Consider the following 26,955-nt stretch of genomic DNA (forward strand, 5'->3'; position numbering starts at 1 on the left):
ACCTTAATTTTGAGTGTAATGAATTAGCTGATACAAATTAAGAGTTTGGTGGGTTTCCCCAAGAAGTAAGCTAATTTTGACCCTCATTTTTTTTAATCAATGGTAATTTTAAAACTTTTATAACCAGCAACCCCCACTGAGGGAGTTAGGATTCGAACCTAAGAAGTAAGTTTTAATTGACCATTAATTGTGGAGCAGGTGGGATTCGAACCCACGACCTGGACGTTAAAAGCGTAAGAAGTAAATTTTGATTGACCTTAATTGATAATTTCAAAATTACCTGCTCTACCCTCTGAGCTACTGCCCCAATAATGATTTTAAAAATAAAAAGGTAATGGTGTAAGTGTGTACATTGGAAAGTGTTTTCGGAGTAACTCAAACTTGACCTTTTTATTCTTTTTTATTTCTATGAACGTTTGTTTTTATTTCTGAACAAAGATTTTAAAACTAATGCGCAGTTATTTTGCGTAGTAATGAAGTTTCTTTTTATTATGGTTTATCTAACCATTTTGTGAAGCAAATGGGATTCGAACCCACGACCCCTAGACCCCTGAAAGAAGTAAGTTTTAATTGACCCTTATTAGATAATTTCAAAACTATTACTCTAGTGCTCTATCCGCTGAGCTATTGCTTCCTATCATAATAGAATAAAAAGGTAATGGTGTAAGTGTGTACATTGGAAAGTGTTTTTCGGAGTAACTCAAACTTGACCTGTTTTATTCTTTTTCTATTTCTATGAACGTTTTTTTATTTCTTAACAAAGATTCCTAAACTAATGCGCAGTTATTTTGCGTAGTAAAATTTTGTTCATTTTTTAGAAATACTATTTGTTTTATTTCTTGAGCAAAGATTTCAAAACTACTACGCAATTATTTTGCGCAGTAAAAAAAGAATTTTAAATTTGAGTAAAAAACAAGATGAATTTAAAAGAAATTTATTCTGATTTGCTTTCGAATATTGGCTTTTCAGCAAATGAAATGCAGCAAAACTGGCTGGATTTAGAAAAGGCATATTCAACGAAATCAAGACATTATCATAATCTCACACATTTAAAAGAAATGATTACCAGTTTTGAAGTCTATCGAGACAAACTTGAAAACCCAAACGAAGTATTGTTTTCTATTTTCTATCATGATTTTGTGTATTCGGCATCCAAAAAAGACAACGAACTCAAAAGTGCTGAATTTGCTTTGTCGATTTTACCGGAAAATGTCAGTCTAAATAAACAATTAGTCTTTGATGCGATTTGTGCAACGCAACTTCACGCACACAATACAATTAAAGATATTAATTGGTTAATCGATTTTGACTTGAAAATCCTCGCTAAAGATTGGGAAGATTATAAAATCTATTTCGAACAAATTCGGAAAGAATACCGCATTTATCCTGATTTTCTATACAAACCCGGACGCGCGAAAGCTTTGAAACATTTTCTGGAAAACGAATATATTTTTCAAACGGATGAATTTAGGAGTTTGTATGAGGAAAAAGCTCGGGCTAATATTGAAAAAGAGATAAGTATTTTAGAAAGCAAAAAATAATCTCGCAAAGACGCGAAGTCGCAAAGTTTCTATTTAAAGTATTAATTAAACGCACAGTTTGTCATTTCGACGAAGGAGAAATCTTCGCGAGAAGCTCTACAAAGATTGGATTCTCGTTGCGGAGTTACTTGTGGAGATTTCTCCTTACGTCGAAATGACATAAAATGAGGGAAATCATTTTAATCCTTTAATCTGTGGCTAAAAATAAAAACTTTGTGACCTCGCGCCTTTGTGGCAAAACCAACAAAACCAATGTCACAAAACAAAAACGCCTTAATTCGATACAAGACAATCGACAAATGCCTGCAAAATAAATACCGACAATGGACACTCGAAGATTTAATCGAATGTTGCTCTGAAGCTTTATTTGAATACGAAGGCCGTCAAAACCCAATCAGCAAGCGAACCATTCAAATGGATATTCAGCTGATGCGAAGTGAAAAACTCGGCTATAATGCGCCAATTGTCGTCTATGATAAAAAGTATTATAAATATGAAGACGAAGATTTTACGATAACTGATATTCCGCTAACAGAAACCGATATGAATGTTTTGACAGAAACGGTTTCGATGCTGAAACAGTTTAAGGACTTCTCTCTATTTAATGATGTATCGGATATTCTACAGCGACTGGAAGATAAAATCTATTCAGAAAAGTCCAATACCAATCCTGTAATCTATCTCGATAAAAACGAGAAGCTAAAAGGACTGCATTATCTGGATGAAATATATCAGGCAATTATCAAAAAGATGGTTCTGGTGGTTACTTATAAATCATTCAAATCTAGAGAAGAAAGCAAATTCCATTTTCATCCTTTTATATTAAAGGAATTCAATAACCGCTGGTTTTTGATTGGCAAGAAAAAAGCATCACAGCCCATTACCAATTTAGCTTTGGACAGAATTATTTCTATTGATTACGATTTTAATCATCCTTATTTAGAAGAACATTTTGATGCCGAAGCCTATTATAAGGATATAATTGGCGTTACGGTTAATTCGGGTTTACAGCCCAGACGCATTGAATTATGGGTCGATGCTTCGAATGCGCCTTATGTGCTCACAAAACCTTTGCATACTTCACAGCGTTTAATTAAGGAAAATGAAGACGGAAGTGTCATTGTGCATTTATTCGTAATTCCGAATTATGAAATGGAACGTCTCCTATTAGGTTTCGGAAGCTGCCTTGAAATTTTGAGACCAGAAGGTCTGAGAAATCGTATGAAAAAGGTACTTAAAGAAGCGCTTTTACGTTACGAATCTGAAAACAAAACTGAATTAAATTCGTGATTTTTTACAGAATGCAGAATTAAAACCAATTTAAAAACCAAAAAGAAAATTTTACAGCATTAAAAATGTTAAAATCCAAAAAAAGAATAGTATATTTCAAATTAAAAAACCACAAACCCCTCTAAATCAGAGAAAATTTTAAACTAACCAAAAATTTATGATAAAATAATATGCGTGCATAGTATTTTTTGATTATATTTGAAATCGATATAGTTACCTATGAAAGACAAAACGATAGATTATATTTTGAGAGCAACATGGCAGGCCGTTTCAAGAATGTATAATGAAGAAGCGGCTAAGTACGATGCAACAATGGCGACAGGATTTGCTCTTTTAAGTATGGACAAGGAAGAAGGAACTCCATCAACAGCTCTTGGGCCAAGAATGGGAATGGAGGCCACTAGCTTGACAAGAACCTTAAAATCTATGGAAGAAAAAGGTTTAATTGTTCGCAAGAAAAATCCAAGCGACGGAAGAGGCGTTTTGATTTACCTGACCGAATTTGGAAAAGAAAAAAGAGATTTATCTAAAAATACAGTTCTAAAGTTTAATGAAAGCGTTAGAAAACATGTTTCAGAAGAAAAACTAAATCATTTTATCGAAGTTTCTGAAATCATTAATGAATTGATTCACGATAAAAACATATTTAATTCAACAGAAAACACAGAAAATAAATAGTCCTTAAAAGACATTTATTTTCTCCTACAAACAAATAATAACAATTATGAAATCGCCAACAATAAAGTTTTTTCCAATTAATAAAAAGGTGATAACATATTTGACTAATAGAAAATAAAATTAACAAATATGAAACGCACAATTAAAAAAGTTGCTGTAATTGGGTCCGGAATTATGGGTTCAGGTATAGCTTGTCATTTTGCTAACATTGGTGTTGAAGTTTTACTTCTTGACATCGTACCTCGCGAACTGACCGACGCTGAAGCTAAAAAAGGTTTAACTCTTGAAAGCAAAGCTGTTCGCAACAGAGTTGTAAATGAGCACTTAGCGAATTCATTAAAATCAAAACCATCTCCTATTTACAGCCAAAAATTCGCAAACCGAATCACTACTGGAAATACAACAGATGACATGGCAAAAATTGCTAATGTTGATTGGATTATCGAGGTTGTTGTAGAGCGTTTGGATATCAAAAAATTGGTTTTTGAACAAATCGAGAAATTCCGTAAACCGGGAACTTTGGTTACTTCTAACACTTCTGGTATTCCAATTCATTTTATGAGTGAAGGAAGAAGCGAAGATTTTCAACAACACTTCTGCGGAACACACTTTTTTAACCCTGCGCGTTACTTAAAATTATTTGAAATTATTCCTGGTCCAAAAACTTCAACTGAAGTATTGGATTTCTTAAACGAATACGGTTCTAAATTCTTAGGAAAAACTTCGGTTGTTGCTAAAGATACTCCAGCGTTTATTGGAAACAGAATTGGTATTTACGGAATCCAAAGTTTATTCCACTTAGTTAAAGAAATGGGATTAACGATTGAAGAAGTTGATAAATTGACTGGCCCGGTAATTGGTCGTCCAAAATCGGCTACTTTCCGTACGGTTGACGTTGTTGGTTTAGATACTTTGGTACACGTTGCCAATGGTATTTACGAAAACTGCCCGAACGACGAACAACATGAATTGTTTAAACTTCCTGATTTCATCAACAAAATGATGGAAAACAATTGGTTAGGAAGCAAAACTGGACAAGGTTTTTATAAAAAAGTAGATAAAGATATTCTTTCTTTAGATTTAAATACACTAGAATACCGCGCTGCGAAAAAAGCAAATTTTGCAACACTTGAACTAACAAAAACTATTGATAAACCAATCAATCGTTTTAAAGTTTTAGTAAAAGGAACAGACAAAGCGGGAGAATTCTACCGTAAGAGTTTCGCTGGAATGTTTGCTTATGTGTCAAACAGAATTCCTGAAATCTCAGACGAATTATACAAAATTGACGATGCCATGAAAGCTGGTTTTGGATGGGAAAATGGTCCATTCGAAATCTGGGATGCTATCGGCGTTGCAAAAGGAATTGAAATCATGAAAGCGGAAGGTTTAGAGCCTGCTGCATGGGTTACTGAAATGTTGGCTTCGGGAAGCGAAAGTTTCTATTCTGTAAAAGAAGGAGCAACATATTTCTATAACATTCCAACAAAATCACAAGTAAAAGTTCCTGGACAGGATTCATTCATTATCCTAAACAACATTCGCGAAAGCAAAAAAGTTTGGAGCAACAGTGGTGCAATCATTCAGGATTTAGGAGACGGAATTTTGAACTTAGAATTCCAATCTAAAATGAATACAATTGGTGGCGATGTACTTCAGGCCATCAATAAAGCAATCGACTTATCTGAAAAAGAATTTCAAGGTTTAGTTATTGGAAACCAAGCAGCGAATTTCTCTGTTGGTGCTAATATCGGAATGATTTTCATGATGGCAGTTGAGCAGGAATACGACGAATTGAACATGGCAATTAAATTGTTCCAAGATACAATGATGCGTGTTCGTTATTCTTCTATTCCAGTTGTAGTGGCGCCTCACGGAATGACTTTTGGAGGTGGATGCGAAATGAGCTTACACGCTGATAAAGTGGTTGCTGCTGCAGAAACCTATATGGGATTAGTTGAATTTGGTGTTGGTGTACTTCCTGGTGGAGGTGGATCTAAAGAAATGGCTTTGAGAGCTTCAGATTTATTCCGCAAAAACGACGTGGAATTGAACGTTCTTCAAGAGTATTTCTTGACTATCGCTATGGCTAAAGTTTCGACTTCTGGATATGAAGCTTTTGATACTGGACTTCTTCAACATGGAAAAGATGTTATCGTAGCAAACAAAGATTGTCAGATTGCTGAAGCTAAAAAACATGCTTTGTTAATGGCTGAAGCTGGTTATACACAACCTATCAGAAGAACAGATGTTAAAGTATTAGGAAAACAAGCTTTAGGTATGTTCTTAGTTGGAACAGATCAAATGGAAGCTGGAAAATACATTTCTGAGCACGATAAGAAAATCGCTAACAAACTGGCTTACGTAATGGCCGGAGGTGATTTATCTGAAGCGACTTTAGTATCTGAACAATATTTATTAGATATCGAACGTGAAGCTTTCTTGAGTTTATGTACAGAACGTAAGACGTTAGAAAGAATCCAGTACATGTTGACTAAAGGAAAACCTCTTAGAAACTAAAAGCCCCCTAACCCCCAAAGGGGGAACTGGCGGATTGTGTCAAAAAAATAATTTAAAATCCTATTTACCCCTAATAGGAATTCCCCCTTCGGGGGCTAGGGGGCTAATATGAAAACAGCATATATAGTAAAAGCATATAGAACAGCAGTTGGAAAAGCTCCAAAAGGTGTTTTTAGATTTAAAAGACCTGATGAATTAGCTGCAGAAACCATTCAGTTTATGATGGACGAGTTGCCTAATTTCGATAAAAAACGTATCGACGACGTTATGGTAGGAAATGCCATGCCGGAAGCGGAACAAGGTCTTAACGTTGGGCGTTTGATCTCTTTAATGGGATTAAAAGTGGAAGACGTTCCTGGTGTTACCGTAAACCGTTACTGCGCATCTGGATTAGAAACTATCGGAATGGCGACTGCTAAAATCCAATCAGGAATGGCAGATTGTATCATTGCTGGTGGTGCAGAAAGCATGAGTTTTATTCCGATGGGAGGTTACAAACCAACTCCAGATTATAAAGTTGCTGCCGCTGGTCACGAAGATTACTACTGGGGAATGGGATTAACTGCTGAAGCGGTGGCAAACCAATACAAAATCTCAAGAGAAGACCAAGATGAGTTTGCTTACAACTCTCACATGAAAGCGTTGAAAGCGCAGGCAGAAGGAAAATTCGACAAACAAATCGTTCCGATTACTGTTGAGCAGACTTTCATCAATGAAAATGGTAAAAAAGAAACAAAATCATACGTTGTAAACAAAGACGAAGGACCAAGAGCAGGAACTTCTAAAGAAGCTTTAGCAGGTTTAAGACCAGTTTTCGCTGCTGACGGAAGTGTAACTGCGGGTAACTCTTCTCAAATGAGCGACGGTGCAGCATTCGTTTTAATCATGAGTGAGGACATGGTTAAAGAATTAAACCTTGAGCCAATCGCCAGATTAGTAAACTTTGCTTCTTCTGGTGTTGAACCAAGAATTATGGGTATCGGACCTGTAAAAGCAATTCCGAAAGCTTTGAAACAAGCGGGATTAACATTAAACGATATTGAGTTAATCGAATTAAACGAGGCTTTTGCGTCACAAGCTTTAGCTGTAACTCGTGAGTTGAACATTAACCCAGAAATCGTAAACGTAAACGGTGGAGCAATTTCGTTAGGACACCCTCTAGGATGTACAGGAGCTAAACTTTCTGTTCAGTTATTTGATGAGATGAAACGCAGAGGTAACAAATACGGAATCGTTTCGATGTGTGTGGGAACTGGTCAAGGTTCTGCAGGGATTTACGAGGTATTATAAAAAGTATTATCTCCTATTTGTCATTTCGACGAAGGAGAAATCACACACAGGAATCGACAGAGATTGGCACATTAAGCGGCGGAGCTTCTAGTGCGATTTCTCCTTCGTCGAAATGACAAGATTGAGCATAAATAAAAAATAAAAAAAACATAATCATGGCAGATACAATCGAAAAAAACGTGACTCGTGGCGGTCAGTTTTTAGTTAAAGAAACAAAATGCGAGGACATCTTTACACCAGAAGATTTCTCTGAAGAGCAGTTAATGATGCGTGACTCTGTAAAAGAGTTCGTTGACAAAGAATTATGGGCGCACAAAGATCGTTTTGAGAAAAAAGATTACGCGTACACAGAATCATCTATGCGTAAAGCTGGTGAACTTGGACTTCTTGGAGTTGCTGTTCCAGAAGAATACGGCGGATTAGGAATGGGATTTGTTTCTACAATGTTGGTTTGTGACTACATTTCTGGAGCAACAGGTTCTTTCTCAACTGCTTTTGGTGCACACACAGGAATTGGTACTATGCCAATCACTCTTTACGGTACTGAAGAACAAAAGAAAAAATACGTTCCGAAATTGGCTTCTGGAGAATGGTTTGGAGCTTATTGCTTAACGGAACCAGGCGCAGGATCTGATGCGAACTCAGGAAAAACTAAAGCTGTTTTATCTGAAGACGGAAAATACTACTCTATCACAGGTCAAAAAATGTGGATTTCGAATGCAGGTTTCTGCAGCGTTTTCATAGTTTTTGCTCGTATTGGGGATGATAAAAATATTACAGGTTTCATCGTAGAAAACGATCCTTCGAATGGAATTTCTATGAATGAAGAAGAGCATAAATTAGGAATCCGTGCTTCCTCGACTCGTCAGGTTTTCTTCAACGAAACAAAAGTTCCGGTTGAAAACATGTTGTCTGAAAGAGGAAACGGTTTCAAAATCGCTATGAATGCTTTGAATGTTGGCCGTATTAAATTGGCTGCTGCTTGTTTAGATGCTCAAAGAAGAGTTACTTCTGGAGCTGTAAAATATGCTAACGAAAGAATTCAGTTTAATACTTCTATCTCATCTTTTGGAGCGATTCGCGCTAAATTAGCTGAAATGGCAACTAATGCTTATGCTGGAGAAAGTGCTTCTTACCGTGCTGCAAAAGACATCGAAGACAGAATCGCCGCTCGTGAAGCAGAAGGAACTTCTCACCAAGAAGCAGAATTAAAAGGTGTTGAAGAATATGCTATCGAGTGTTCAATCTTGAAAGTAGCAGTTTCTGAAGACGTTCAATCTTGTTCTGATGAAGGAATTCAGATTTTTGGTGGAATGGGATTCTCTGAAGATACTCCAATGGAAAGTGCTTGGAGAGATGCTCGTATCGCTCGTATTTACGAAGGAACAAACGAAATCAACAGAATGCTTTCTGTAGGTATGTTGATTAAAAAAGCAATGAAAGGACACGTTGATTTACTTGGACCAGCAATGAAAGTTCAAGAAGAATTAATGGGAATTCCATCTTTTGATACTCCAGATTTCTCTGAATTATTTGCAGAAGAAAAAGGAATCATCGCTAACTTGAAAAAAGTTTTCTTAATGGTTGCTGGAAGTGCTGTTCAAAAATATGGTCCAGAATTAGATGCTCACCAACAATTATTAATGGCAGCTTCAGATATCTTAATCGAAATCTACATGGCTGAAAGTACAATTTTGAGAACTGAAAAGTTAGCAAAAGCTCAAGGTGAAGATAAAGTTCAAGAGCAAATTGCAATGGCAAAATTATACTTGTACAAAGCTGTAGATATCGTAAACTTAAGAGGAAAAGAAGGAATCGCATCTTTCGCTGAAGGTGACGAACAACGTATGATGTTAATGGGACTTAAACGTTTCACTAAATATACTAACCTGCCAAATGTTGTGGCACTTAGAGAAAAAATTGCAGAAAAATTAGTAGCAGAAAATTCATACTGCTTCTAATATAAAATAGTTTTTAGCTTTTAATTTGTTTAAACCCGCGCAAGTCCGAAACTGTGCGGGTTTATTTTTGGAATATCATTTTCAAAAAAACTGTAGAAATTTAGCTGCAGTTATTAATTTGTATTTGCAATATTTTTGCATCAATTTGCAAAAAATTCGTTAAAATAATATTGTAGAACTCATATTATTGCCAAATATCGAATCTAATGTTTTAATTTTAGCATTCTAAAAACTTCAAAAAACAAAAAATGAAACAAATTAACCTATTTGTAATTTTATTTTTCAGCGTTTTAACTTCAAGTACATTTGCGCAGAAAAATAAAAAAATCGACATTATCGCTTATTATACAGGCGATGCTAACTTAATTGACCAATACGAGGTCAATAAATTGAATCAAATCATTTTCAGCTTTTGTCATTTAAAAGATGGAAAACTAAGCGTTGATTCTTCTAAAGATTCTGTTACGATAAAGAAACTTGTTTCTTTAAAAGCTAAAAATCCACAACTTAAAGTTGTACTTTCCCTTGGAGGCTGGGGCGGTTGCGAGCCTTGTTCTTCTGCCTTTTCTACAGCCGAAGGCAGATTAACTTTTGCTAAATCTGTTAAAGAAGTAAGTGATTATTTTAAAGTTGACGGTTTAGATTTAGATTGGGAATATCCTGCAATCGAAGGACTTCCTGGTCATTTATACCAAGCTGTTGACAAACCAAACTTTACAGAATTAGTTAAAATACTTCGTTCTACATTAGGGAAAAAATACGAGTTGAGTTTTGCTGCAGGAGGTTTCCAGAAATACCTTGATGAATCTATAGACTGGAAAGCGATAACGCCATTGGTTAACCGCATCAACATCATGAGTTACGATTTGGTTAATGGTTATTCTCAAGTTACGGGTCATCACACACCCTTGTACGGCACAAATCCAAATGAAGAATCTACAGACCGCGCTGTAACGTATTTATTAAAACAAGGAGTTCCAGCTGAAAAATTAGTTATTGGAGGCGCTTTTTATACTAGAACGTGGATTAATGTAGAAAACATCAATAACGGATTATATCAGGCTGGAAAACATGTTGAAGGCGTTAATTTTAAAGATTACGCCAAAACGTATACAGAAGCAAACGGATGGAAATATTTCTGGGATAAAAAAGCACAAGCGCCTTACTGGTACAATGCTAAAACCAAAACTTTTGCAACATCTGATGATATAAAATCAATAAAAGCAAAAACAGAATATGCAAAGTCAAAAAAACTGGGCGGTATTATGTTCTGGGAGCTTACCTTGGATAGTCCGAAAGACGGAATGGTAAATGCCATTTATGAAGTAAAAAACAAATAAATTGATTCAGATAAGTAACCTAAAAAAGTATTTTTTTAGGTTATTTTTTTTTGTAGTATTTTTGATACACCACCCAAAAATAAATCACTATGGTTTTTTATAATTTAAACAACAGTTTTATTCTTTATAGAAATGCCAAATTCACAAAAACAGCTTTAAGAGTTGTTTTTATACTTTTTTTCTCTTTCAAAATATCGATTTCTTATTCTCAAAATACCTCTTCAAAAAAGGTTTTAGATTCGACCAACAATAAAATAGAAAATCTATTAAAAAATAACGAAGAGAAAAGCAACGCCCTTTTTAAAGAGAACAAAATTAGCAGAGAACGTTCTTTATTGTTCGATGCTATCTCTAAAAATATTCAAATTGCAGACCTTACTTTAAAAACAGGAATTGACTATAAAGGTTTTACATCTGAACTCAACAATATTATCAAGCTAAAAAAAACCGCAATAGACGGTATAATCAAAAATAAAAATGATTTTCAAACGCTTAGAAACATTACTGTAACTTCAATAATGCTGAAAGAGCTGCAAACAAGATTAGACATTCAGCTTTCTAAAATCACAAAAAACAATCTTGAATTGAGTGAAATGCAAACTAAAATAGATTCTTTAACCATAAAGAAATCTCTTTTTATTCCACCAAAAGATTCTTTGCGAAAATCATTGTATTATGAACGATACTCGCAAATGAATGCTGATGTCATGTCTTTAAACAAAAGGTTCAAAAATGCATTGGACAGTATTACCAAATTACAAATCACCGCAAACAATTTTAAATACAATCTTCAAAACGATATTATTGAAACCGAAAATATAAGAAAAGACGAATTTAAAAACTTGTTCGATTCGGATGGTAAAATTTTTGAAAGAGGAGCTAATAAAATGGGGTTTGAAGAAACTTTTATTTATTCCCTTACCAAAGAACTGATTATTCTAGTCTTTTTTATCAGCAATCATTTTAATACCATCATTTTAATGTTGCTGCTGGCTACGGCTTTAGTTATTTATCTTTTATTTCTTAAAAACAAATACAAAAAAGAAGGAATCTATCATCAAATAGAGTTTTCAAAACAAATATTCAAACACCCCATTGCCTGTGCGATTTTAATCTCTTTTACTTTATTTAATTTTTTCTTTATTTATCCTCCATTTGCCTTTACAGCTTTAATTTGGCTTATTTCGATAATTGCATTAACAATCGTAAACAAAGAATACTTTACTTCAAAAGATAAATTTATCTGGAAGATTTATGTTTTAATCATCCTTTTAACTTTATACGATAACAACATCTTGATACACTCTGTAAAAGAAGTTTATTTAATCTTGTTTTTAGCCTTAGCAACTATTGCGTTTAGTGCTTATAATCTATTAAAAAACAAACAAATAACCGGATCACTGTTCAAATACAGTCTTTACATTGTAATCGCATTTGAGGTAATTTCCGTTTTCTTTATTTTAATAGACAAAAATTATAATTTAGGAAAACTCCTTATGGTAAATGGCGTAATAACGATTTTAATGTATTATCTATTTACAAACACTTATCGTTTAGTTGTGGACATTATCAATTATTCTAATTTCTTAAGAGAAACTAATGAAGAAAAACAGCTTGAAATAAACGAATTAGAAAAAGTTAATTTTAATAATAATACAAATATATTGTTCCTTATCGGCTGGCTGATTTCTATTGGAAAGAACTCGTACTTTTTTCATGCCATCTTAGATCCAATTATTGACTACTTTAACAAACAGCGAACTATTGGAGACATCAATTATTCGTATCAAAGTATTCTGGTTTTCTTTTTCATAATCACAACATCTATCCTAATTGCTAAGATTGTTTCTTTTTTAACAAGCGGTTCAACTCGAAGCTCGTCTGGAAATAAAGACAATAAATTCGGAAGCTGGCTGTTATTGATTCAAATTGCCATTTTCAGCATCGGAATTAGTCTTGCCTTTATTTCATCTGGAATTCCAGTTGACCGTTTAACCATTATAATTAGTGCACTCGGTGTCGGAATTGGATTTGGTCTTCAGACTTTAGTAAACAATCTCGTCAGCGGACTTATTATTGCTTTTGAGAAACCTGTCAATATAAATGACACCATTGACATTGGAGGTCAAACTGTAAAAATGAAATCTATTGGGATTCGAAGCAGTGTTGTGGCTACTTTTGATGGTGCTGATGTTATTATACCTAACGGAGATTTATTAAGCCAGCATTTAACCAACTGGACCTTGTCTAATAATAAAAAACGAACTGATATTGCAATTGGAGTTGCTTATGGAACTAATTTACAAGATGCTAAAGACTTAGTAAACGAAATACTAAAAAATCATGCTTTAGTATTACAAAATCCAGCACCTATTATTTGGGTTACACAATTTGGAGCAAGTTCAATTGACATTGTAATTAAATTTTGGGTAAATCACATCAATTTTGCTAATGATGTAAAAAGTGACTTAATTATTACTATTGATAAAGTTTTTAGGGAAAACAACATCGAAATTCCTTTTCCGCAACAAGATATTCATCTAAAACAAATTGATAAGTAATCTGAAAAAGAAACAAAAAACGACAGCTGTCGGATAGATAACTGTCGTTTCTTTTTATACTGAATAAAAAAATCTATTGCACTTTTGATTTGTCTAATTCTCCGATAAACGGAATCGCTTCTAAAATTTCGCTTCGAATAATGGTCTGTAGATAAACTTCAAGCTGAATAAATTTTGCCGCATTTATAGCACCAATTGCCTTTTTGGCCTGATTATAAGTCTTAGCGTAAAGTTTCTCATATGCAATATGATTTTTGAGAGTTCCTTTTGCTAATTCGTCAGCTTTGGCATCAGTAAGCGTTTCATAATTAGCCGCATAATCATTAATTAATTGAAATTTAATCTGTCCTAGAGCTTTTCTTTCTGTTTCATAATTATCATAAACTTTAGTAAAAGTCGCTGACTGTGCATCAGATAAATTCATGTATTGTTTTACGAGTTCACTTTTAGTTTTACCATAAACGCTCTGAACCACTTCTACATCTTCTTTAAAAGAAGACTGCGCATAAGATGAAAATGTGGCTACCGCCAAAATAAGAATAAGACTTAGTTTTTTCATAGTGCAAGAATTTGTTTGTTCATAAATATACAATATCAAATATACTGATTTACAATAAATCAATATCATAAAAACTAAGAAAATAAACACAAATCCATAGAACGCATTTTAGATTAAACAATTGTTTTTCAATTATTTGACTCAGTTTTCGGAGCACTTATTTCGCCATCGTAAGAAATAGAGGCGCGATTGTTACTAATAACAGTTAATGAAGCTCTTCCATTAGTAAAAATTGAAAATGTGAGATTATAAACATCATTTGTGCCTTTTACTACCGCTTTAAGATTCCAACCGTTTTTTCTCTCGTTAACTTTTAATTCCTCGGGTTTTCCCTCAAACTTGATTCCTCCTTCATTTCCATAGCCTACATTAAATCCTCGTCCAAAAAAAGGTAAATCACAAATGGTTTTCTCAGTATTAAACTTTAAAAAATAAGTATTATAATCCAACTGTATAAGTCTGCCTCCCTGCGGTGTTAGTTGTTGTGCTTCAAAAACAAAACTCTTTGAATCTATTAAACTCTTTATTTTTTGTTTTTGCTGTTGCTCTCGTTCCGCTTTCAGTTCTTTTTTAGATTTTTCCTGAGCATTTGTCACATTATTCACAATCAATAATAAAAATAAAATAATCGCAATTTTCCTTTTCATAATCATAGTTGTTTTGAGTTCATTTTTTATTTTTTTGCAAAGCGCATTGTTGCAATATCTCCTGAAATAAGATTCAAAGTTTTTCCGTCATCAGTTATATCGTAAGAAGTTACTTTTTGCAACGTACTCATATAAACCTGCTCCCCCTGTCCGTCCAGACACATCATTTTGGTCATTGCCATTGGCTGAGTAAAATCAATTTTATTTCCTTCTACAACAAGTTTTCCTGTATAAGAATTACAACTGCTGTTTCCCGAAACTCTGTTTTCTTTCAAATCAAAGCTTATAGTTGGTTTCTTATTTGGATATAATCCTTCAAAAGCTATTCTAGGTCCTGTTATATAATTCAGTTCCCAATTCCCTTCAAGTTTAGAAACTGCATCGCCATTTTTGTTTTTTGCACAATTGCATGAAAATAAAACTGTAGAAAGGAAAACTAGAGTTAAAACATTTTTAATCATATCATTAAAAAATTGATTATAAATAAATTACGAATTTTTTTTTTTTTAACCATCACACTTAACCACATCTAATTTAAGGATTATTTTCTGTTTTTTTGAGCTCTATCCGACTTAATTTTCTGCATCTAGTTTGACTTTTTTTTAACTTTTAGAGTTAATTAATTCCGTTATTTTATGTTAAATTTACTTAATCTTTAATTTAAAGCCTTTATATATGAAAAAAATAATCGTCTCATTCGCTATACTTACAGCCTTAATTATTGGCTGTAAGACCAGTACAAAATCAAACGATGCCAAAGTATTAACTGTAGCATTAGAGCCAAAAAGCAACAGTACAGTTGGTGGCACTGCAGTTTTTACCGAAAAAAATGGCAAAGTAACTTTTACGGCAAAAATAACTGGGTTAGAACCTGGAGTTCATGCCATCCATATTCATGAAAAAGCCGATTGTAGCGCTGCCGATGGAAGTTCTGCGGGAGGACACTGGAATCCAACTTTTAAAAAGCACGGAAAATGGGGTTCTGCAGAGTATCACAAAGGTGACATCGGAAACTTTACAGCAGATGCAAAAGGAAACGGAACTATTACTCTTACTACAGATGAATGGTGTGTAGGATGTGGAGATGCCAGCAAAGATGTATTAGGAAAAGGCTTAATTGTACATTCTGGAACAGATGACTTTACTACGCAACCTACAGGAAATGCAGGAGGCAGAGTTGCTTGTGCAGGATTAATTAAGTAGAAATATTTGACTAAAAAAAAACATAACCACTATTTTTAACAAAAAGTAGTGGTTATTTCATTTAAAATTAATTCAGAAACAAGAAAAAGATATAGCTTTGCATCAGCAAAATTAAGTCAATGATTAATCCATCAGCACACGGCTGGATCGATAAATTCTTTAGTGAACAGAAGTTTTCAGAAGCCATTCCTTTTGAGACTCCAGATTTCTTTTACTATAAAGTAAGAGAAACAGGCTTTATTTACGGACACATCATTGCAATTGATTCTCAGGTTCCTATTCCGATAAAAGGCTGGTTTAAAACCGAAATTTCCAAAGTTGCCCTTTTAAATACGCTGTATCATGTATTTTGTCTGGAAAAAAGAAATTCTGAGCCTAATAATTTTATTTCTGAAGTTTTAAAATTTTACAAAGAAATGAGTCCAGAGGGATTTAATTTATTTAAAATTTTATTACCAAAAGATACTCCTTCCTTATCCTTAGAAAATATCATTGACGAAAGAGTTCAGACCAATGACAGCATCATCAGTAAAAACTTTTCGCATCTGGTAACTAATGCACTTTTATTTATTGATGTTCTGGCATTTCGAAAATATCTTGAATTAGGAGAAATTCCAGAAAAATACTTAAAAAGAATAGAGGAAACCGTGCTTGGAATTGTGGGATTGGCATTAAAAACTAAAACTGTTAAATCACAGCATGACGATTTACTGATCAAACTTTTTGAAGCTTCAATACGTTATTCGAAATTCTCCAAAGTTACTGTTGAGACTCTCGAAACACTACAGCTTGATTATTTTCAGAACAAACTGGAGCAATATTACTTAATCGATATGGCCGGAATGGCTTTATGGAGCGATGGTGTTGTAGAAAACGAAGAATCGTATTTCTTATATTCCTTAGGGTCAACAATGGGAGTTTCAGATGATTTTGTTACTAAAAGCATCGAGACAACGAATAATTTTATTACGACTCACAAGCAGAAAATTCCATATTTTAACTATTCAAACCCTGTAAAGCATTTTTACGACCAGATGACGCACAGCGTTATGAAATTAATCGTAAGAAACAAAAACAGACTGATTAAGGAAATCGTTCAGAGTAAAGAATTAATGGTTTTATTGGCCCACTCCACTACTCGTGATTTGGATCCTAAAGAGAAAAAGAAAGTAAAAAAACAGCTTTTGGATATTTGCAAAACCATTCCGTCGCTCACTATATTTTTACTTCCAGGCGGAAGTTTATTACTACCGATATTAATCAAGTTTATCCCGACGATGTTGCCTTCTGCATTTAACGAAAACTTAGACGAAAACGAATAAAAAAAATCGCCCTTTCAAGAGGGCGATTTTTTTATCTATATATTAAAGATCCAATTGATAAACTGAATCCAATTCTTCGTTAGAACTAATGGTTACATTCAAATCGGTTACAAAACCAGAATTTAATCCGTAAACCCATCCATGCAGCATTAAATCTTGGCCATTCTTCCAAGCTCCCTGCACAATCGAAGTTTTTGCTAAGTTATAAACTTGCTCTTTCGCATTAATTTCTACAAAAGCATTAAAACGTTCTGTTTCGTCTTCAATCGAATTTAGATATTTATCATGCAAACGGTATTCATCTTTAATATGACGCAACCAGTTATCAATAATTCCAACAGACTGATTTCCCATTGCCGCTTTTACACCACCGCAACCATAATGTCCGCAAACAATAATGTGTTTTATTTTCAAAACATTTACTGCATAATCCAGTACACTTAGCATGTTCATATCAGAGTGAACCACCATATTAGCAATGTTTCTGTGTACAAAAACTTCTCCAGGCTTTGCTCCAACAATTTCGTTTGCAGGAACGCGACTGTCCGAACATCCAATCCATAATAATGGTGGCTGTTGTCCTTTTGCCAAATCAGCAAAATAATTAGGATCTTTTGCTAATGAAGTTTCAACCCACTTTTTATTATTCTCTAGTAACTGCTCATAAAATTTTCTCATTTCTTTTATTTTTTTTAAAGTATCCTGCTATTTGGTTTCTCAAAAAGAGAACTTTTGTAAAGTTATCTAATTTTGATATTTATCTAAATGCAAAAACAACTATTTAATTACTCTTTTTATTTAAATCCTTCTTTTACAACTTCTTTCTGCACCATTGTTCTTTTGGCAACATCGTAATAATGCTCAATCGTAACATGATTGTTTAGATCGGGGGAATTTTCAAGTTCATAGGCTTTCTTAAAACCTTTCAGTTTTACTTTTATATTTTCGTCTACAGCACGGGTCTCTTTAAACTCGCGAATCAAATCCAGGACATCATGAGCAATATACTCTGTATCTTCGGCATTGATGACAACGCGCGAATTTTCAGGAATATCATTTAAGGTCGTTTTAATGGCTGCTTTGTTTAAAAACGAAACTTCCTGTGCAAGATCAATATGAATTACATCGCCGTCCTCATATTCTTCTTTATTAAGGCTATAAGCTCGTTTTAAGTTTCCTCTAAGAACAAAAATTATACTGATGATGATTCCCAATGCAACCCCTTTCAGTAAATCTGTCGTAACTACTGCCACTAAAGTCGCAATAAAAGGAGCAAACTGATACTTTCCTTTTTCCCAGAAATGTTTAAACGTAGCTGGCTTAGCTAATTTGTATCCAACTAAAATTAAAACCGTTGCCAAAGTTGCAAGTGGTATTCTATTTAAAACTACTGGTATAGATAATACACTGATTAATAGCAAAAAGCCATGTATTATTGTCGACATTTTAGACTTCGCACCCGCATTATTATTGGCAGACGAACGCACAACTACAGATGTCATAGGAAGACCTCCTAAAAGAGAACTCACAATATTACCAAATCCTTGTGCTTTAAGCTCAACGTTTGTATTGGTATAACGTTTTTGAACATCCATTCTATCTGAAGCTTCAATACATAACAAAGTCTCAATAGAAGCTACAATAGCTATTGTGATTCCAACAACCCAAACTTTTGGATTTGCTACCGCTGTAAAATCAGGCATTATTATAATTGACTTGAAATCATCAAACGACTTCGGAACTGGAAGCGAAACCAAATGTTGTTTTGCAATTGCTAACGAACTGCCAGAAGACAAGAAAATTTCGTTTAGAACCACACCAGCAATAACCGCCACAAGTGCACCAGGAACTAATTTTAGCCTTTTTAAAAAAGGAACTTTTTCCCATGAAAGCAGTATTACTAATGAAACTGCCGAAACTGCAACAGCTCCTAAATGAATATGATTTAAAACGTCAAATAGAAATGAAAACGAATTGCTTCCGTCGCTCTGAATAAAAGCCTGATCACCTTCAAAATCGGCATCGTAACCAAATGCATGCGGAAGTTGTTTTAAGATGATAATAACACCAATACCCGCTAACATTCCTTCGATTACATTAGTTGGAAAATAATTTGAAATACTTCCGGCTTTTAAAAATCCTAAGGCTAATTGAATTACTCCAGCAATAAATACAGACATTAAAAACACATCGAAAGCTCCCAGATCAGTAATTGCAGTCAAAATAATAGCTGTTAGTCCAGCCGCTGGGCCTGAAACACTTATGTGCGACTGGCTTAAATATCCAACAACAATACCACCTACTACACCAGCGATAATTCCGGAAAACAAAGGGGCTCCAGAAGCCATTGCAATACCTAAACACAACGGAAGAGCCACCAAGAAAACCACTAAACCTGAAGCAAAATCAGATTTAAGGTTGGCAAAAAGATTGATTTTTTTTGTCATAATACAATACTAAAAAATTATTCATTAAAGATTTGCCACATTTATGCAATGCGGTTAGGGGTCAAATAATCGGAAGTATTATACTAAATTGGGAGGTGGAGCAAATATGCTCGGAGAAATATTGTCTAGTTTTACAATATTTTCAGAAATGATGGTTTTTTTCTCGATATAAACCGGAATTAAAACGTCATGTTCTAGAATTGAAGGATGCATTACATTTTTAAGTTCTTTATGAACTTCTTCTTCAGCAATACTAAAAGATACAGCCGCACTATTGCTTTTCTTTAACGCCTGAACAATAGTCGGGGTCGATAAGAAGGCAATAAATATGAATAATAATATGCGTGCAAGTATTTTCATCAAGACAAAAATAACGTTAAACAAATAAAATCAAAGAGATTTTTATAGAAATTTAACAATAATAAAAAAGCAGAATGCAATTTTCATTCCATTCTGCTATTAAATATTTAATTTACAAACTCTTAAAGCGTTTCTTCCAACCATGCATTCATCATCCAGATTGTTTTTTCCTGCTCTGCAATAAAATCACTCATCATAGAATTGGTTCCTTCATCGTTGATTTCGCCTGATTTGTTTAATATTCCTCTCTCAATTTTCAGAAGATCAGACAATGAATTTACAATTAATTGCACGGCTTTTTCATCGTTAGAAATATTCTTCCCAACTGTTAATTTATTATTCTTCACATAATCCTCAAAAGTATGCAACGGCGTTCCTCCAATTGTCAAAACTCTTTCGGCTATCAAATCAATTTTTAGCTGTGCATCTGTGTATAATTCTTCAAATTTAACATGTAAATCAAAAAAACGCTTACCGCGGATGTTCCAATGAATACCTCGCAAATTCTGATAGTAAACCTGGAAATTTGATAATAATATATTTAATTCCTGAACCAGCAACTCTGACTCTTTTACTGGTAATCCTAAAATATTTGTCTTCATAATATCATTTTTTATTTCTAATTTACTACAAATTTAAAGCATCTCCTATAGTTTATATATAATAAAAAATTATATTTACTTATTTTTGCATCAAAAATTACTATCAAAATGACTATAACTCAATTGCAATATGTACTAGCTGTTGCCGAACATAAAAACTTCACACTTGCAGCCGAAAAATGTTTTGTTACACAGCCTACTTTAAGTATGCAAATTCAGAAAATCGAAGAAGAATTAAATATTTTGATTTTCGATCGAAGCAAAAAACCTATTCAACTAACCGATATTGGCCAAAAAATCGTCAATCAGGCTAAAAATATTGTAAATGAAGCAGATCGAATTAAGGATATCGTAGAACAGCAAAAAGGTTTTATTGGTGGCGAATTTCGATTGGGAATAATTCCGACCATCATGCCTACTCTTCTGCCAATGTTTTTGAATAATTTCATCAAAAAATATCCTAAAGTCAAACTTTTGATCGAAGAATTAAATACAGAAGAAATCATTACCAAGCTAAAAAACGGACATCTTGATGCTGCAATTGCCGCAACACCGCTTGAAGATGAAAAAATCAAAGAAATAGTTTTATACTTTGAACCATTTGTAGCTTATATTCCAGAAAGCCACAGCAGTTTTCAGAAAGAAGAAATTGAGGTTTCTGATTTGAATTTGAATGAAATACTGCTTTTACAGGATGGTCATTGTTTTAGAGACGGAATTTTGAATTTATGCAAAAACGGCTCTGATATCGACCAGAATAATTTCCAGATTCAAAGCGGAAGCTTTGAAACTTTGATAAAATTAGCCGACGAAGGCTTGGGCACTACATTACTTCCGTATCTGCATACCTTAGACTTAAAAGATTCAGATAAACTGAAACTACGAAACTTTAAAGAACCAAAACCAGCCCGAGAGGTAAGTTTGATTTACCCAAAGAGCGAATTAAAAATGCAAATCATTGATGCCATCAGATCTACAATTGCCGGTGTTGTAAAAGGAGCAATTGTTTTTCAGAATGTACAGATCATTAGTCCGCTACAAAAGAAAGCGCAATAAAAAAGGAGCCGATGAGGCTCCTTTCTTTTATACTTTAATTAGCTGTAGACTTGGTTTTAATTCTGGTTTTCCGACTACAAAACTTAGTAACCATTCTTGCAATTGTTCCATTTCGTATGGTAACAGTGTTTTGATAGCTTTTTCTAACTCTTTGCAGAAAAGTACCGGATCGAAACTAACTCTTTCAAGTATTGATTTCGTGTAATCAAACATCATTTTTGACATAATAAAATAAGATTTTTGGGGTTATCTATATTTTTAAACTCGCACCAAATTTAAACAAATAACCCATATAAAATCCTATTTTAACTATTTTTTTTAAAAACTTTAGCAACGAAACCGTTTTCTTAAAATATATAAATCAATATAGAACAATTCTAAATAACTCATTTAAACCTTTTTAACAGCCCTGAACATTTCTCGTTTTCCTGGAGGCCCTGCCAATTTTTCTACTGTAAAACCGACTTCGGTCATACTTCTTTTAACAACTCCTCTAGCTGCATAAGTAACTAAAACGCCACCAGGCTTTAGACTATTGTACATTTTCTGAAAAATTAACGTACTCCAAAGTTCCGGCTGGACACGATATCCAAAGGCATCAAAGTAAATCAAATCAAAAATCTCATGATCGTCAATTTCGTGAAAAAATTGTTTTCTTTTAGTTAACGAAAAATCAGAAGTTACAGTATTCTTTACATTCCAATCATATTGATGCATTTTTTCAAAAATCGACCTGTACTCCTCCGCTCCCAATTCTTGAACATAATTCATTCCTACAACTTCTTCTGGAGCAACAGGAAACGCCTCTACTCCAACATAATCAACATGTTGCTTTTTTTTAATCGATTCCAAAAAAGTAATAAAAGCATTCAACCCCGTTCCAAAACCAATTTCTAAAATACTTACTGGTTTATCTTCAAACAAATCAAGACCGTTTTTTATAAATACGTGCTTTGCTTCTTGAATGGCGCCATGTTTAGAATGATAAAACTCATCCCAATCTTTCAAAAATATAGTAGTAGACCCATCGAGGGTCTTAATGATTTCTCTTTTCATTGTTTTTAGAAATTTACAACTCGCCACAAAGGCATTTTGAGCTATTTATCAGTCAAATTTAATCAAAACAAATGCGTAAAGCCCTAAAAATGTGCTTTTTTTTCATAAATTCTTTATAAAATACAAGCAAATATTTGAGTTTATTATAAGATAAATAAATCTCAATTAAAGCCCGTAATTAATGCACTTTTACTAAGCAAATTATATATTTTTATTTAATTTTGCATTCAATAAAATCTATTTAACATTAAATCATCACTTTATATTTTTATCCAGTGATGAAAATTTTATAAAAACCTTACATAATTATGAGTACGACTCAAACCAGCAAAATTGAAATCATCAAATCGGCTACTACAAAAATAAATGAGGTAGACTTTGATAACCTGAGCTTTGGTGCTGTTTTTACAGACCATTTATTTGAATGTGATTTTAAAGACGGGCAATGGCAGAATCCGGTCATTAAGCCTTATGCTCCCATTTTGATGGATCCTTCTTCAAAAGTCTTCCACTACGGACAGGCAATTTTTGAAGGAATGAAAGCTTACAAAGATGACAATAATGATGTTTGGTTGTTTAGACCTGATGAAAACTACAAAAGATTCAACAATTCTGCAGTAAGAATGGCAATGCCAGAAGTTCCAGAATCTGTATTTATGGATGGTTTGAATGAATTATTAAAACTAGACAAAGACTGGATCCAGAGAGGAAACGGAGCTAGTATGTACATTCGTCCTTTTATGATTGCTACAGGCCCTGGAGTTATTGCAAATCCGTCTGATGAATATAAATTCATGATATTACTTTCTCCTGCAAAAGCATATTATGGAGGCGAAGTAAAAGTAATCATTGCAGAACATTACAGCCGTGCCGCTAATGGCGGTATTGGAGCTGCAAAGGCTGCCGGAAATTACGCCGCACAGTTTTATCCAACAAACCTTGCCAATAAAGATGGTTTCCAACAAGTAATCTGGACAGATGATGCTACGCATACCAAACTTGAAGAAGCTGGAACAATGAACGTATTCTTTAGAATCAATGATACTTTATTGACTGCTCCAACCAGTGAAAGAATTTTGGATGGTATTACCAGAAAAAGTTTGATTGAGATGGCTAAAAAAGAGGGCTTAAATGTAGAAGTTCGCCCTGTTATTGTATCTGAATTGGTTGAAGCTGCAAAAAACGGATCTCTAAAAGAAATTTTTGGAGCAGGAACAGCTGCTGTTATCAGCGTAATCAAAGGTTTTTCATATAAAGAAGAATATTATGAAATGACTCCAATTGAAAATTCATACGCTTCATTCTTAAAAGAGAAATTAACAAGCTTACAGAACAAATTATCTGAAGATACTTTTGGATGGACAGTTAAAGTTCAGTAATCAAAAAAAATAGCAATAAAAAAACCCGATAAATTCATATTTATCGGGTTTTGTATTTTAGAAAAGTTTAGAAAAATCAGGCTTAAAATAATTTGGACCTTTCATTACTTTACCGTCTTCACGGTAAATAGGTTGGCCGTCTTCGCCTAATTTACTCATATTGCTACGCTGAATTTCGTCAAATACCGCCTCAATCTTATCCTGAAGTCCGTGTTCGATAATTGTTCCGCATAAAATATACATCATATCTCCCAGAGCATCTGCAATCTCTACCAAATCATCGTTTTGCACAGCCTCAAGATATTCTTCATTTTCTTCTTTCATTAAATTATAACGAAGCAACTTTTTTTCTGCGCTTAAGTTTGTTGTTGGAGTCGTACTGTGCCCAATTCTAAAAGCAGTATGGAATTCGGTAACAGCATCGAGTTGTTTTTTCATATTCTTTTGTTTTTTGAATTTCTAAAAGTACGCATTTTACTCAATTCAATAAAAACTAATAAGCGTTTTATTTCATAAGTACCGCATTAAGACAACCGAAGTTTATCTACAATTCTTTAAATTTGTCGAAAATAAATTCAAATTATGTTTAGTCAAGGTCAGTTAATATTTGGTGCCTGCTTTTTTGCGGTTTTTGTAATCATAATGATATTTGCATATCGAAAAGATTTGGCACTACACAAAGTGTTTTACAAAGGAAATTACAAAGTATTGCTTGTCTTTCTTCTTTTTATAGCTACTTTATTTGCAATCAAAATCTTTTTTAAGAGATAATTTCTATTAAGAATTATTGATTTAAAAAAAAGAACACTGTTTAAGAAATAAAACTTATTATATATTTGTTATAAAGGTAAGACTCGCGATAAAATTTATAACTTTACGACAATAAACAAACCTACCAATGAAGATTCTTAAATATTTGTTCCTACTATCATTATTAAGCCTTGTTGCACTTACTGTTTTTGTCGCTACCCAAAAGGGAGATTTTACTGTTGAAAGAAGTAAAGTCATCAATTCGTCAAGAACGTCAGTTTACAGCTACCTTAATGATTTTAGAAATTATGAAGATTTTGAATCTTGGTCTGTTGAAGACCCTTCGATGAAAATGACTTATCCGAATAAAACGACCGGAAACGGCGCTTCATTTTATTGGGAAGGATCTGAAGGAAAAGGAAATGCAATCACTTTAAATACAAAAGAAGGAGAAAGCATTGAACAAAAAATGAAATACGAAGGCACTGATGCAGCAGTAAGCTGGACACTTAAAGATACCTTAAACGGAAAAACAAAAGTTACTTGGAAAGGTAAAGGCACAATGAGTTTTTTATTTAAGATTTATGCCGCACTTCATGGCGGGTCAGACAAAGTTATTGGAACAATTTACGAAAAAAGCCTTGTAAACATTGACAAAAATCTAGATTACGAAACCAAAACTTATGCTATAAAAGTAAACGGTCTTGTCAAAAAAACTGCAACACCTTATATACGACAAACTTTTACAAGCGAAATTTCGAAAATAAACAAGAATGCCCGTATTGTAATTCCGAAACTGATTCATTTCAGTGAAACAAATAATTTGTCTTCAAACGGTAAGCCTTTTATTATCTACCATACTTATGACACAGCAAACGGACTTGCGAAAATTTCAATCTGCCTTCCAATCAATAAAGAAATTTCAATTAGTGCCGGAAGTGATATTTCGTCTGGAAAACTAGATAGTTTTGAAGCTGTAAAAACGACCTTAAAAGGCGATTATTCTCATAGAGACGAGGCAATCAAAAAGACGACTGCTTTTATCAACAGCGAAAAAATCACTCCTGATTTAAGTTGGTCACACCTTGAAATACTTTCAATCAGCAAATTAGACGTTAAAGGTTCGTCTAAATTAATGACTGAAATTTATTTTCCGACCAAACCAAAAATCGTTCCTGTTGTAAAAGCTCCTGTTTATGAGCCAGAAACTCAAACAACACAACCGGCTCAAGAGACGCAGCCAGCTCAACAGGCTCAACCAAAACCTGTTGCTCCAAAACCAGCAAAAACTACTACTGAAGAAGAGCAATCAGAATTCTAAAACATATTCATTAAACCTTTTGTTTTTAAATCAGTCTAACTAACAGTAAAGGTTTATAAAACAAATGGTTTGATAGACGAGAAGGAATTTATACAACAATTATTAGATCCTAAAACGCAGAATACCGCGTTTCAAAAGCTCTTGTCAGATTACCAGAAGCCTCTATATTATCATATACGAAATATTGTTTTGAATCATGATGATGCCGATGATGTTTTGCAAAACACTTTTGTAAAAGTATTTCAGTATCTTAAAAATTTTAAAGGAGAGAGCAAGCTTTTTTCCTGGATGTATCGCATTGCAACAAACGAAGCTCTTACATTCTTAAATCAAAAAGCGAAATTAAACGGCATTACCGCCGAAGATCTGCAAAATAAAACCATCGATAATCTAAAGGCAGACAGTTATTTTGATGGTGATGAAATACAAATCAAATTGCAGAAAGCAATCGTAACGTTGCCTGAAAAACAACAGCTGGTTTTTAAAATGAAATATTTCGAAGAATTAAAATACGAAGAAATAGCAGAAATTTTAGGCACTTCTGTCGGTGCACTAAAAGCCTCGTATCATCATGCAGTAAAAAAAATTGAATTATATGTTACGTCAAATTAAACCTTTTGTAACAAAATATATCTAACTGGTATTATGAAAACATTTAAACTAGAGAACGAACCGAAAATAAAATCCGGATTTAGCACGCCGGACCATTATTTTGATGATTTTTCGGCAAAGGTTTTAGAAGAAATTAATCAGAAGCAGGTTAAGGTAATACCGCTTTACAGACGTAAAAAAGTTTTAACCACGCTTGCAGCTGCTGCGGTTGTTTTTGCTTTGATGATTCCGATTGTCAACCATTACAAATCTGCTTCAAATGATTTGGATGAAACTACACTGGAAAATTATATTTCATATCAGTCAAACATCAATCAATACGATTTAATTCAGAGACTTGATGATAAAGACATTCAAAAACTGGACAGTAATGTCGCTCTGGAAGAAGAAACGCTAGAAGATATTTTATCTTCTAATCCGAATATAGAACACTTAATTTCTGAATAAACAAAGCTTAAAC

At 33.6% G+C, this 26,955-nt stretch carries 26 protein-coding genes and 2 tRNA genes; 16 read left to right on the forward strand and 12 right to left on the reverse strand.

What is annotated here, in order from left to right; genetic code table 11:
* Positions 1-190: 190 nt before the first annotated feature.
* A tRNA-OTHER gene (locus ACFFLS_RS25440) sits at positions 191-307 on the reverse strand.
* 205 nt (positions 308-512) lie between these two features.
* Positions 513-634: transfer RNA gene (locus tag ACFFLS_RS25445), tRNA-OTHER, on the reverse strand.
* A 283-nt stretch (positions 635-917) separates the two neighbouring features.
* Here ACFFLS_RS25445 and ACFFLS_RS25450 point away from each other — a divergent pair.
* The 8 genes from ACFFLS_RS25450 to ACFFLS_RS25485 all read left to right on the forward strand — a co-directional run bounded on the left by ACFFLS_RS25450 (position 918) and on the right by ACFFLS_RS25485 (position 13,181).
* Positions 918-1,541, forward strand: coding sequence for an HD domain-containing protein (locus ACFFLS_RS25450; protein WP_379682766.1), 624 nt, complete (start codon positions 918-920; stop codon positions 1,539-1,541).
* A 252-nt stretch (positions 1,542-1,793) separates the two neighbouring features.
* The gene (locus tag ACFFLS_RS25455) at positions 1,794-2,831 is read left to right on the forward strand and encodes a helix-turn-helix transcriptional regulator (RefSeq protein WP_379682767.1); all 1,038 of its coding nucleotides are present in this window, start codon (positions 1,794-1,796) and stop codon (positions 2,829-2,831) included.
* A gap of 219 nt (positions 2,832-3,050) precedes the next feature.
* On the forward strand, positions 3,051-3,509 hold the full coding sequence (locus tag ACFFLS_RS25460) for a MarR family winged helix-turn-helix transcriptional regulator (RefSeq protein ID WP_379682768.1): 459 nt from the start codon (positions 3,051-3,053) through the stop codon (positions 3,507-3,509).
* A gap of 129 nt (positions 3,510-3,638) precedes the next feature.
* A complete protein-coding gene (locus ACFFLS_RS25465) occupies positions 3,639-6,029 on the forward strand; it encodes a 3-hydroxyacyl-CoA dehydrogenase/enoyl-CoA hydratase family protein (protein ID WP_379682769.1) in 2,391 nt (796 codons plus the stop codon).
* A gap of 108 nt (positions 6,030-6,137) precedes the next feature.
* On the forward strand, positions 6,138-7,319 hold the full coding sequence (locus tag ACFFLS_RS25470; RefSeq protein ID WP_379682770.1) for a thiolase family protein: 1,182 nt from the start codon (positions 6,138-6,140) through the stop codon (positions 7,317-7,319).
* Between the two features lie 155 nt (positions 7,320-7,474).
* The gene (locus ACFFLS_RS25475) at positions 7,475-9,280 is read left to right on the forward strand and encodes an acyl-CoA dehydrogenase FadE (protein WP_379682771.1); all 1,806 of its coding nucleotides are present in this window, start codon (positions 7,475-7,477) and stop codon (positions 9,278-9,280) included.
* Positions 9,281-9,528: 248 nt separating this feature from the next.
* Entirely contained in the window at positions 9,529-10,620 is a 1,092-nt protein-coding gene (locus tag ACFFLS_RS25480) for a glycoside hydrolase family 18 protein (protein ID WP_379682772.1), read from the forward strand.
* A gap of 89 nt (positions 10,621-10,709) precedes the next feature.
* The gene (locus tag ACFFLS_RS25485; protein WP_379682773.1) at positions 10,710-13,181 is read left to right on the forward strand and encodes a mechanosensitive ion channel family protein; all 2,472 of its coding nucleotides are present in this window, start codon (positions 10,710-10,712) and stop codon (positions 13,179-13,181) included.
* 73 nt (positions 13,182-13,254) lie between these two features.
* Here the strand turns inward: ACFFLS_RS25485 and ACFFLS_RS25490 are convergent, their stop codons facing one another.
* From ACFFLS_RS25490 to ACFFLS_RS25500, 3 genes are all read right to left on the reverse strand, one after another.
* Positions 13,255-13,740 (reverse strand): hypothetical protein, encoded by a 486-nt coding sequence (locus tag ACFFLS_RS25490; RefSeq protein WP_379682774.1) that lies wholly within the window; start codon positions 13,738-13,740, stop codon positions 13,255-13,257.
* 128 nt (positions 13,741-13,868) lie between these two features.
* A complete protein-coding gene (locus ACFFLS_RS25495) occupies positions 13,869-14,387 on the reverse strand; it encodes a DUF4251 domain-containing protein (RefSeq protein ID WP_379682775.1) in 519 nt (172 codons plus the stop codon).
* Positions 14,388-14,413: 26 nt separating this feature from the next.
* Positions 14,414-14,848 (reverse strand): META domain-containing protein, encoded by a 435-nt coding sequence (locus ACFFLS_RS25500; RefSeq protein ID WP_379682776.1) that lies wholly within the window; start codon positions 14,846-14,848, stop codon positions 14,414-14,416.
* 214 nt (positions 14,849-15,062) lie between these two features.
* Between ACFFLS_RS25500 and ACFFLS_RS25505 the strand changes: the two genes are divergently transcribed.
* Both ACFFLS_RS25505 and ACFFLS_RS25510 read left to right on the forward strand, forming a co-directional pair.
* The gene (locus tag ACFFLS_RS25505; RefSeq protein WP_379682777.1) at positions 15,063-15,590 is read left to right on the forward strand and encodes a superoxide dismutase family protein; all 528 of its coding nucleotides are present in this window, start codon (positions 15,063-15,065) and stop codon (positions 15,588-15,590) included.
* Positions 15,591-15,709: 119 nt separating this feature from the next.
* Complete coding sequence (locus ACFFLS_RS25510; protein WP_379682778.1) at positions 15,710-16,912, forward strand: LETM1-related biofilm-associated protein; 1,203 nt, start codon at positions 15,710-15,712, stop codon at positions 16,910-16,912.
* A gap of 42 nt (positions 16,913-16,954) precedes the next feature.
* On the opposite strand, the gene can is transcribed toward ACFFLS_RS25510, so the two are convergent.
* The 4 genes from can to ACFFLS_RS25530 form a co-directional block, all read right to left on the reverse strand.
* Positions 16,955-17,590 (reverse strand): carbonate dehydratase, encoded by a 636-nt coding sequence (can, locus tag ACFFLS_RS25515; protein WP_379682779.1) that lies wholly within the window; start codon positions 17,588-17,590, stop codon positions 16,955-16,957.
* 116 nt (positions 17,591-17,706) lie between these two features.
* Positions 17,707-19,359 carry a SulP family inorganic anion transporter gene (locus ACFFLS_RS25520; protein WP_379682780.1) on the reverse strand — a complete coding sequence of 551 codons (1,653 nt, stop codon included), beginning with the start codon at positions 19,357-19,359 and terminating at the stop codon, positions 17,707-17,709.
* Between the two features lie 78 nt (positions 19,360-19,437).
* The gene (locus ACFFLS_RS25525; protein WP_379683388.1) at positions 19,438-19,719 is read right to left on the reverse strand and encodes a hypothetical protein; all 282 of its coding nucleotides are present in this window, start codon (positions 19,717-19,719) and stop codon (positions 19,438-19,440) included.
* Between the two features lie 122 nt (positions 19,720-19,841).
* The gene (locus tag ACFFLS_RS25530) at positions 19,842-20,321 is read right to left on the reverse strand and encodes a Dps family protein (protein WP_379682781.1); all 480 of its coding nucleotides are present in this window, start codon (positions 20,319-20,321) and stop codon (positions 19,842-19,844) included.
* A gap of 108 nt (positions 20,322-20,429) precedes the next feature.
* Here ACFFLS_RS25530 and ACFFLS_RS25535 point away from each other — a divergent pair, with 108 nt between their 5' ends.
* The gene (locus tag ACFFLS_RS25535; protein WP_379682782.1) at positions 20,430-21,377 is read left to right on the forward strand and encodes a LysR substrate-binding domain-containing protein; all 948 of its coding nucleotides are present in this window, start codon (positions 20,430-20,432) and stop codon (positions 21,375-21,377) included.
* 27 nt (positions 21,378-21,404) lie between these two features.
* Here ACFFLS_RS25535 and ACFFLS_RS25540 read toward each other — a convergent pair whose 3' ends face one another.
* Positions 21,405-21,602, reverse strand: coding sequence for a hypothetical protein (locus tag ACFFLS_RS25540; RefSeq protein ID WP_379682783.1), 198 nt, complete (start codon positions 21,600-21,602; stop codon positions 21,405-21,407).
* Positions 21,603-21,767: 165 nt separating this feature from the next.
* Positions 21,768-22,433: a tRNA (5-methylaminomethyl-2-thiouridine)(34)-methyltransferase MnmC2 gene (mnmC2, locus tag ACFFLS_RS25545; RefSeq protein WP_379682784.1), complete on the reverse strand. Its 666-nt coding sequence runs from the start codon at positions 22,431-22,433 to the stop codon at positions 21,768-21,770.
* 308 nt (positions 22,434-22,741) lie between these two features.
* Here mnmC2 and ACFFLS_RS25550 point away from each other — a divergent pair, with 308 nt between their 5' ends.
* Entirely contained in the window at positions 22,742-23,812 is a 1,071-nt protein-coding gene (locus tag ACFFLS_RS25550) for a branched-chain amino acid aminotransferase (RefSeq protein ID WP_379682785.1), read from the forward strand.
* A gap of 57 nt (positions 23,813-23,869) precedes the next feature.
* On the opposite strand, the gene ACFFLS_RS25555 is transcribed toward ACFFLS_RS25550, so the two are convergent.
* Complete coding sequence (locus tag ACFFLS_RS25555; protein ID WP_379682786.1) at positions 23,870-24,250, reverse strand: pyrophosphohydrolase domain-containing protein; 381 nt, start codon at positions 24,248-24,250, stop codon at positions 23,870-23,872.
* A 144-nt stretch (positions 24,251-24,394) separates the two neighbouring features.
* On the opposite strand from ACFFLS_RS25555, the gene ACFFLS_RS25560 reads away from it, so the two are divergent.
* The 4 genes from ACFFLS_RS25560 to ACFFLS_RS25575 all read left to right on the forward strand — a co-directional run bounded on the left by ACFFLS_RS25560 (position 24,395) and on the right by ACFFLS_RS25575 (position 26,942).
* On the forward strand, positions 24,395-24,583 hold the full coding sequence (locus tag ACFFLS_RS25560; protein WP_379682787.1) for a hypothetical protein: 189 nt from the start codon (positions 24,395-24,397) through the stop codon (positions 24,581-24,583).
* A gap of 127 nt (positions 24,584-24,710) precedes the next feature.
* Entirely contained in the window at positions 24,711-25,883 is a 1,173-nt protein-coding gene (locus ACFFLS_RS25565; RefSeq protein ID WP_379682788.1) for an SRPBCC family protein, read from the forward strand.
* Positions 25,884-25,952: 69 nt separating this feature from the next.
* A complete protein-coding gene (locus tag ACFFLS_RS25570; protein ID WP_379682789.1) occupies positions 25,953-26,495 on the forward strand; it encodes an RNA polymerase sigma factor in 543 nt (180 codons plus the stop codon).
* 33 nt (positions 26,496-26,528) lie between these two features.
* The gene (locus ACFFLS_RS25575) at positions 26,529-26,942 is read left to right on the forward strand and encodes a hypothetical protein (protein WP_379682790.1); all 414 of its coding nucleotides are present in this window, start codon (positions 26,529-26,531) and stop codon (positions 26,940-26,942) included.
* The last annotated feature ends 13 nt before the right edge of the window (positions 26,943-26,955 follow it).

Origin of the sequence: Flavobacterium procerum, from assembly GCF_042431625.1 — a bacterium.
Classification (GTDB): domain Bacteria; phylum Bacteroidota; class Bacteroidia; order Flavobacteriales; family Flavobacteriaceae; genus Flavobacterium; species Flavobacterium procerum.